Annotated in this window: 9 protein-coding genes and 1 pseudogene; 5 read left to right on the forward strand and 5 right to left on the reverse strand. The window is 65.5% G+C overall.

Annotation, left to right across the window (positions count from 1 at the left end):
• Nucleotides 1-32 precede the first annotated feature (32 nt).
• From ROTAS13_RS16225 to ROTAS13_RS16240, 5 genes are all read right to left on the reverse strand, one after another.
• Complete coding sequence (locus tag ROTAS13_RS16225; protein ID WP_075822852.1) at nucleotides 33-575, reverse strand: hypothetical protein; 543 nt, start codon at nucleotides 573-575, stop codon at nucleotides 33-35.
• A complete protein-coding gene (locus tag ROTAS13_RS16230) occupies nucleotides 575-1,516 on the reverse strand; it encodes a DotH/IcmK family type IV secretion protein (protein ID WP_256371401.1) in 942 nt (313 codons plus the stop codon). The genes ROTAS13_RS16225 and ROTAS13_RS16230 overlap by 1 nt, the downstream gene beginning before the upstream one ends.
• A gap of 68 nt (nucleotides 1,517-1,584) precedes the next feature.
• Complete coding sequence (locus ROTAS13_RS16235; RefSeq protein ID WP_075822854.1) at nucleotides 1,585-2,214, reverse strand: DotI/IcmL/TraM family protein; 630 nt, start codon at nucleotides 2,212-2,214, stop codon at nucleotides 1,585-1,587.
• Nucleotides 2,215-2,271: 57 nt separating this feature from the next.
• Nucleotides 2,272-3,138 (reverse strand): hypothetical protein, encoded by an 867-nt coding sequence (locus ROTAS13_RS26415; protein WP_139323393.1) that lies wholly within the window; start codon nucleotides 3,136-3,138, stop codon nucleotides 2,272-2,274.
• Nucleotides 3,139-3,295: 157 nt separating this feature from the next.
• Complete coding sequence (locus ROTAS13_RS16240; RefSeq protein WP_075822855.1) at nucleotides 3,296-3,790, reverse strand: helix-turn-helix domain-containing protein; 495 nt, start codon at nucleotides 3,788-3,790, stop codon at nucleotides 3,296-3,298.
• 65 nt (nucleotides 3,791-3,855) lie between these two features.
• On the opposite strand from ROTAS13_RS16240, the gene ROTAS13_RS26420 reads away from it, so the two are divergent.
• The 5 genes and pseudogenes from ROTAS13_RS26420 to ROTAS13_RS16265 all read left to right on the forward strand — a co-directional run.
• Entirely contained in the window at nucleotides 3,856-4,260 is a 405-nt protein-coding gene (locus ROTAS13_RS26420) for a hypothetical protein (RefSeq protein WP_139323394.1), read from the forward strand.
• Between the two features lie 73 nt (nucleotides 4,261-4,333).
• Nucleotides 4,334-4,801, forward strand: a complete 468-nt coding sequence (locus ROTAS13_RS16250) for a hypothetical protein (protein ID WP_075822856.1) — start codon at nucleotides 4,334-4,336, stop codon at nucleotides 4,799-4,801.
• A complete protein-coding gene (locus ROTAS13_RS16255) occupies nucleotides 4,801-5,337 on the forward strand; it encodes a hypothetical protein (RefSeq protein ID WP_083755576.1) in 537 nt (178 codons plus the stop codon). Before ROTAS13_RS16250 ends, ROTAS13_RS16255 begins: the two co-directional genes overlap by 1 nt.
• A gap of 42 nt (nucleotides 5,338-5,379) precedes the next feature.
• Complete coding sequence (locus ROTAS13_RS16260) at nucleotides 5,380-6,510, forward strand: hypothetical protein (protein WP_216348664.1); 1,131 nt, start codon at nucleotides 5,380-5,382, stop codon at nucleotides 6,508-6,510.
• A 25-nt stretch (nucleotides 6,511-6,535) separates the two neighbouring features.
• Nucleotides 6,536-7,032, forward strand: a pseudogene (locus tag ROTAS13_RS16265) (hypothetical protein); the annotation flags it as partial.

The raw sequence follows: 7,032 nt of genomic DNA on the forward strand, positions 1-7,032 counted from the left end.
TCGCCTTACGGTGGAGCTGTGCGTAGATGTGATCAAGAGACAGCGGCTCGGAACATCTGGTCATCGCGGCTTTCCCCCTGGCTGGTTTGCGCCACCCGCTGGATCGGTGGGGTGGCCGGGGCCACGGGTTGCGGCGGCATGGGCTGCACGATCCGGACGGCCGCCGGGGAAGGGACTACCGGGGCCGGTGGCGCGATGCTGGGAGCAGCATCCGACGGAGCTGCGGGAGCCTGGAGGTTGATAGGGCGGCTCGGCGAGAAGGGCGGCGTGTAGGACTGGCCCTGGCTCATCGCCCTGGCGGCTTCCCCTTGATCGTGTTGCAGCGCCAGCCGATCCTGGGTCGGATTGGTGTTGGGGCCGCCGGGCAGCGGGTTGACGGTCGGCATGCGGGCCGTGCGCGACTGCGGCGGCTCGCTCGGCCGGATCATGGACACAGCGGCGACCGTGCCCAGGACCACGAAGATGGTTCCTCCGATCACAACAAGCCGCAGGGGTCCTGCTTTTCCCGCGCTGTTGAACACGTGCATCTTGCCCAGCACACTGTCGAGCCGAACCTTGTCTGCCGCGCCGCTCATCAACGCTCCTCCCTCAATTCGGCCGAGACCGTGCGGTTGTTGACGGACAGCAGCACCACCGGAGTGTTCGGCAGCGCGTAGATGGTCACGTTGCCTTCGCCGTTCTGCGAGCCATCCCAGGCGGGCGACATCAGCGTGTAGCTGGTGCGGAGATAGACGTGGTCGCCGAGCCGCCACGCGCGGGCCTCGTCCGCCGACACGCCGCTGACCGAGAGCGGCACGGCATCGGCGGGTGCCACGCCCGACAACATGGCCGTCAGGAACGGGGCGCCGGTGAACGGAGCGTTGGGCCGGGTGTCGATCTGCACCCGTGCGTTGGGGCCGCGCGAGGCGACGTGGACGCTGATCTCGGCATCATAGCGGTCGCGCCCGGCCATCAGCATGAAGGCGATCGGCTTCGGCGCCCCCTGGAGGTTCACCAGCAGGCCGCCGCGCGGGCTGATCGACATGGGGGTGATCTGGATGGTGTTGCTGCCCCGGACCGGGACACAGACCTGAAAGCCGCTGATCTCGGCGCGCCCGTTCGGACCGGCGGCGCTCGGCGCCGTGCTGCAGCTTTCGCCGGTCCCGCCGGCACCACCCGTGGACACGCTCGCGGCGTTGCTGTTGCTGTCCCAGGCGATAGGCCAGGGCTGACCCGTGCTGTCGAAGAACGACACAGCTGTCGGATAGCCACGCACCGTCTGGATGATGGCGGTAGCCTGCCCCGGCGCGTAGGTGACGTTGAGCGGCCTGCTGACTGGCGAAGCGATCTGCAGGCCGCCCTCCTCCTGCGCCCGCTGAGTCTCGCCGTATCGGCGGGCGAGTTCTCGGATCATGTCCGGCGTGAGCGGGATCGCATCGTCAAGGATGCGCTGCCGGTTGGCGTTCTGGGCATCCTGTGCCCCAACGGCCGGCGGGGCGCCTGGGCCTGCCGGGCCTGGTGTCTGTGCCAGACACACGGCAGGAAGGCAGATGCCCGCGACGGCAGCCGCCCTTGGAAGACGTGCGAGCAACGCTGCTGTTCCTTTCAGCGGGGAGTGGCGACGAGTTCTTCGATGATGAGGCCGTCAGGATGCCTTTGGTCATCCGTCCGCATGACCGTCGCGGTCATCATCATGGTCTGCGTGGTGAACTGCTGCGTGTTCTCGCAGGTCTGCACCATCGGAAACTGCACCTGATAGGCAAGCCGGCCGTTGATGACGTCGGTTTTCGGGATCGTCGCGGCACGCTGGGCCTGTGCGTAGCAAAGCAGACGGGCCTTCTTCATCTGCTCGAAATTTCCGGAGCCAATGTAGCTTCTGGCGAAGGACGTCCACCCCTGCTGCGAGAACGCCATGCCGGCCGTATTCAGCTGCGAGGGGTAGTTGTGGTAATCGACACTGTAGGTGGCGAGGATCGCGTGGACCGCCCACTGCAGAAGCTGAACATCGTCCACGATCGGGCTGTCCAGCGCCGCTGCCGGACGCGGAGGATTGCGGCCGTCAACGAAGAAGTACTTCGGAGCGGGCGGGTTGAGCCACATATAAGCATCATGTGCGAGCAGGAAAGCCATCAGCACGGCCATCGTCCCGGTCAGGCCAAGGCACCACCTGACCAGCGCGGCCTGAAAGTCCGGATCCGAGATGCGGCGCTGGACCGCGGTGGCTGAGTTCTGCATACGCTCGATCTCCGACGAGGAAACGCGACCGATTGCCGCTGCCGTTGGTACGAACGGTTACAGCCCAAGTGTGCTGACATCGCAGCCAATGCTGTAGTCGGTGACGAAGCCGAAGCGCCCTTTGCGAGCGTTCATCCTCTTCCCACGGCGGCTGATGCGCTCTCCGTTGCGGTGCGCCCAGAAGAACCAACCTGGGACTGCCCTGCATTCACGGAGGACATAGTTGGCGGTTCGTTTGTTGCCCTCGATCACGGATGGATCGTAGTGGTGTACAAGTTCCGACCTCTCGCGGGGAGGCAGTTGCAGGCGAGTGGCACGCGAGCGGATCGCGCCGGATGACACACCCCACTCTCGCGCGATAGCGAGGTGATGCTGATTGGCCCAGTATCGGTTCGCGAGTTCCGCATCCACTTCCGGTGTCCAGAAGATCTGGTTGCGCTTCGGAAGCTGCCGGACCGTTAGCATGCTGCCGCTCGCGGTAACAACTGAACGGCAAAGTTCTTCGACCGGCTGGGCAGGCGGCTTGTCCGGGATTCTATGAGGGGCGGCGTCCGCTTCGGCGCGGAAGACGCTCCGGCGGCTACGCTTCGGTAACCCGAACCACCGCGCCTTGGACCAGACTGCCCCTGCGCTCCGCCCGAAGCGTTTCCCGATACTTTCGGCATGGAGGCCAGAGATCCAGTCGAGGATGAAAGATGGGTAGTCCGCGGGGTTCCAGGCTTTGGGTCCCGAGCGGGCACGGAACGGCCGGTCATGCGGCGTCGACAGATTGAGTCTGACCACGCTTTCAATGATTTGCTCTCGGCTCTGGTGCAGGAAAGCTGAGATGGCGTCGAGGCCGTGGCCGCGCGCAACCAAGCTACTGAGCACAGCGTCATCGCGGACAGCCTCGGGGGCTGGCTTGCACAGGGTGACCAGTACCACCGGCGATTCAGCGCCGTGTGAAGCGGCAGAGGATGCGGGCACAGGAACTCTCCGGCGGCGGCTACCGGAACGTTCTAACCCCCAAAAATTGCTTTTGTCGAAGTTAAATAGGTACTAACGGAAAAAATTTCGCCATTTCCATTCGCACCGAAGGTAGTCACTGACCTCTGTCTTTAAGGTGGGACGGCTTCATCACCTCAGCCAGGAGCTGGCGCAACTGCTGGAGCATGACTGCGCTGCGGCCCATGTCGGTCGTGATGGATTCCAGAGCGCTCTCAATAATCTTCAGCGAGGCTACGCTGGTGTCATGTGGAGAAAGTAACAATTCCGGGCCCGGCAAGAGACTACGCATATCGACATCCAGAGCGTCGGCCAATCTCTTCAGGGTCAAAAGTGAAATGTTGTGGACGCCGGTCTCGGCTGCAAACACGGACGAAGTCGGACAGTCCGCGAGTTTTGCGAGTTGCGTCTGGGACCAGCCTCGCTTCTTCCGGACCTCTACAAGCCTTTGGCCGACCGTGATGAGTAACTCGTCTTTCTTCGGCGTGCTCTTCCGCCGAATAGGTTCGGCTGGAGCTTTTACAGTCGCCGGAGAGGCCGTGGCGGTTGTCGAGCCGGTCAGCGCCGACGTACCTCGCGGCTTCCTTGTCATGAAAGACGGCACTCCGCCTCGTTCGCACCGGATTGGCCGATCCTTCCCTGAACACGGAGGATCTCATGCTCGCCTTTGCTTCGTCTCTTGCCGCATTCCACCTCTTAGTGTCCCCCTTGCAGCCTGTTGACTTTCAACTCATGCCGAACACCCAGGCGCAGCTCCCTGCCCTGGGTGTCCTGTCAGCCTCAGTTGGTTCCCCTGCGGACCTCGCCCCAGCTGAGCCGGAAGAAGCTCCTGCCCGTCCCCGGTACAGCATCGCTCACGGATTCGGCAACGGCGTACCGCTCTCCTTTGCCGCCAAGCAAATCGTACCGTACCCGTTCCGAGTGGTGTATCGAAAGGGCGTGGATCAGGAGACTTTGGTATCCTGGAAGGGCGGAAAGCCCTGGAATCAGATACTTGGCGCGACTCTGACCCAGCACGGGCTTCGCATGGTCCTGATCGGGCGCACCCTGACCATCGGCTAATGACTTTTCGTTCTCTCGAAACGCCCGTTCGCACCGTGGGGGCGCAGGCTGCTCCAATACCTCAGGAGCAGCGATGCCAGACCTCAGCAAGTCGACCGTGACGTCATGGCTCCAGGAGCGGGAGCCGGCGGTCGCCACCCTCTGGAACGGAGCCGTCCGCCCTGTCGAGGATGATCCCGACGTCAGGGCTGCACTTGCCGAACTGGGTGAGGCCTTGGACCACTCCCTCAACCGCGACGCGAGGCAACTCTCCGCTGTGCTGAGGGACAGGCCTGTGCAGGACAGCCTGCGTCGGGTGCTCGCTCAGCTCGGCACCGCACGGCTATTGAGGCTGCTGCACTGGCTGTCCTTCGCCGGGCTGCCGGAAGGCGGGGCGGTGCTCCGGGGATTGCTGCAGGACGACCCCAGCGGAACGGGACAAATCCTCCGCGCGGCGGTCGAGGAGATGCACCGGCAGGAGCTGCTGGCCCGGATTTTCAGCCGGGGCCGGCTGGAGGTGCTCCTGGCTGCCTGCGAAGGCTCCCATAGGGAGGCCGCGTGATGCTGCGCCGCTACGCCTTCGTGGTCCTGCTGACGACAGCACTCCCAGGCTTTGCCCTGGCCCAGGCCGCCAGCACGACCACGGGAAGCACCGGCTGCGCTACCATCACCCAGGCCGCCGTGGATGGCGCCGCTGCCCGCGTCCAGGCCGACGACAGCGCCATCCAGTCCCCACAGAGCGTCACCTCACTGACCTGTCTCGACGACTTCTTCAGCGGCACCGGTCTCAACGTCATCACCAGCCTGCTCGACCCGACCGCCCTGCTGAACTCGATCAAGGGACAGCTCTGCAACGCGGTGAAGTCTGCATGGCAGTCGACCATGGGCTCGGCGCAGTGCGGCCTGACCGTGAGCGGCTTCAACCTAGGCTTTGGCGGCTTCGGTGGCGGCGTGATGTGCCCGCGTCTGTCCTTCGGCGGCGGCGGACCGACGATCGGCAGCATCACCACGGGGCAGTATTCCGGCGGCCAGGGTCTCTACGTCAACGGGCAGGCGACGGCGCCGACCGGCTACACCCTGCCAAGCCAGGTGCCCTGAGCCATGTGGAAAAAACAGCTTCTCTCGGCGGCGGCGGGCATCGTGATCGGCGCCGCGGTGTTCGGCGCCGCTCCGGCCTGGGCTGACATGCCTGTGGTGGATATCGGCGTCATGGGCATCTTGCAGGCCGCGCAGTCCGCCCTGACGAATGCCATCACCAGCATCGGCACGCAGATCACGGGTGCCGTCACCAAGATGGAGACGTCGGTCACCCAGATGCTGCGGGACGGCTTCACGCAGGAGGCCAACTACCAGAAGGCCCAGGTTTCGGCCCAGCAGCAGATCGCGGACGCCTCGAACACCGCGAACGCCCGCGTCCAGCGTGACTTCCGCAACGCGCAGATCCGCGACGAGCAGACCCCGAACCCGCAGGCCTGTGCCGCCCTCGACAACGGCCAGTCCCTTCAGGCCGCAGCCGGACAGGCGGCACGCCTGGCGGCCGGTATCAGCGACGTCATGGACCCTCGGAGCGAGGGGGCGCCTGGCACGCCGGCCTACTATGGCGCGGCGCAATCGGCCGCGGCATCGACGCAGCTGCATTTGTCCCGCTACTGCGACCAGCGCGAGGCGGAAGCCGGCCTCTGCACGGTCTCGCAGCTGCCGAACGGGGATCAGCGCGCCTCAAGCCTGTATGGTTCGGATACGCTGGCCGGCGAGACCGGGGTCAACGCGGCCAACGACTTCGCCACCAATCTCGTTCAGCCCGTCGTCCCGGCCGCCCTGCGCGGCGACCAGCTGACTTCCGTCAGCGGTCAGGACGCGGCGGCGCGGCGCCGTTCCTACACGGCCCGCATGTCCCTCGCCCGGGACGTGCTGAACTTCAGCATCGCCGTGCAGGCGCCGTCCGTCACGCTGACCGCGGCGCAGCAGCAGCAGATGCAGGACCAGGGCCGCACACCCGTGACCACCGCCTCGTGGCTGCAGGCGACGGACCTCGAGGTGAGCCGTCGTGTCAGCAGCGTCAGCTGGGCCGCCTCGCTGCAGGCGATGCCGCCTGCGTCCGTCAACCGGGAGATCGCGATGGAACTGGCGATGAGCAACTACCTCGCCCTGCAGAACCTCCGGGTCGGCCTCTACAGCTCGGCCGTGCAGGCTTCCCTGCTGGCTGCGACGTCCGAGCGGCAGCTGTCGCCCGCCGTGCAGATGCCATCCCCCTCGATCGCCGCAAACTGAACCGTCCGGAAGGAACACCAACCTCATGTCCGATACCAACGTCGCTGCCGAGCGCCCGCACCGGGCGGAGGCACAGACCAGCAATCCGCTGCGCGAGGTCATCGACCGGATGGACCGTGTGCGAAGCCATGTAGCCCAGGTCGACTCACACCTGAGCAACACCGTCGCCGCTCTGGCCGAGCGTGCCGACCGGCCGGGAATGACCGAGAATCCGAGCTACCGGACGCGCGTGGCCTATGCGCTGCAAGACCTGGAGAAATTGGTTGGGCCGGTCATGAACATGCCGGACCAGCTTCGGCAGGAGATGGGCCGCCTCGCGACCACCGTGCCGGGGCTTCAGAACGAGCGCCTGCAGGAGTTGATGCAGCGCACGCCCGCCATCCAGGATCCTGGGTTGGTGCGCGATATTCGGATCGTCGCTTCGGACACGGCTTCGCGCCCGGCCCAGGACACCGCGGCGATACGGGACCGGGTGGAAGTGCTTGAGAACCGAACCCGGCTTGCGAGTGGGTCGGCCGAGGG

Source organism: Roseomonas sp. TAS13 (assembly GCF_001950415.1).
In the GTDB taxonomy this organism is placed as follows: Bacteria; Pseudomonadota; Alphaproteobacteria; order Acetobacterales; family Acetobacteraceae; genus Roseomonas; species Roseomonas mucosa.

Coding starts and splice junctions, on each gene's coding strand:
- ROTAS13_RS16225 (WP_075822852.1), bottom strand. CDS start 575: ATGAGCGGCGCGGCAGACAAGGTTCGGCTCGACAGTGTGCTGGGCAAG.
- ROTAS13_RS16235 (WP_075822854.1), bottom strand. CDS start 2,214: ATGCAGAACTCAGCCACCGCGGTCCAGCGCCGCATCTCGGATCCGGAC.
- ROTAS13_RS16240 (WP_075822855.1), bottom strand. CDS start 3,790: ATGACAAGGAAGCCGCGAGGTACGTCGGCGCTGACCGGCTCGACAACC.
- ROTAS13_RS26420 (WP_139323394.1), top strand. CDS start 3,856: ATGCTCGCCTTTGCTTCGTCTCTTGCCGCATTCCACCTCTTAGTGTCC.
- ROTAS13_RS16250 (WP_075822856.1), top strand. CDS start 4,334: ATGCCAGACCTCAGCAAGTCGACCGTGACGTCATGGCTCCAGGAGCGG.
- ROTAS13_RS16255 (WP_083755576.1), top strand. CDS start 4,801: ATGCTGCGCCGCTACGCCTTCGTGGTCCTGCTGACGACAGCACTCCCA.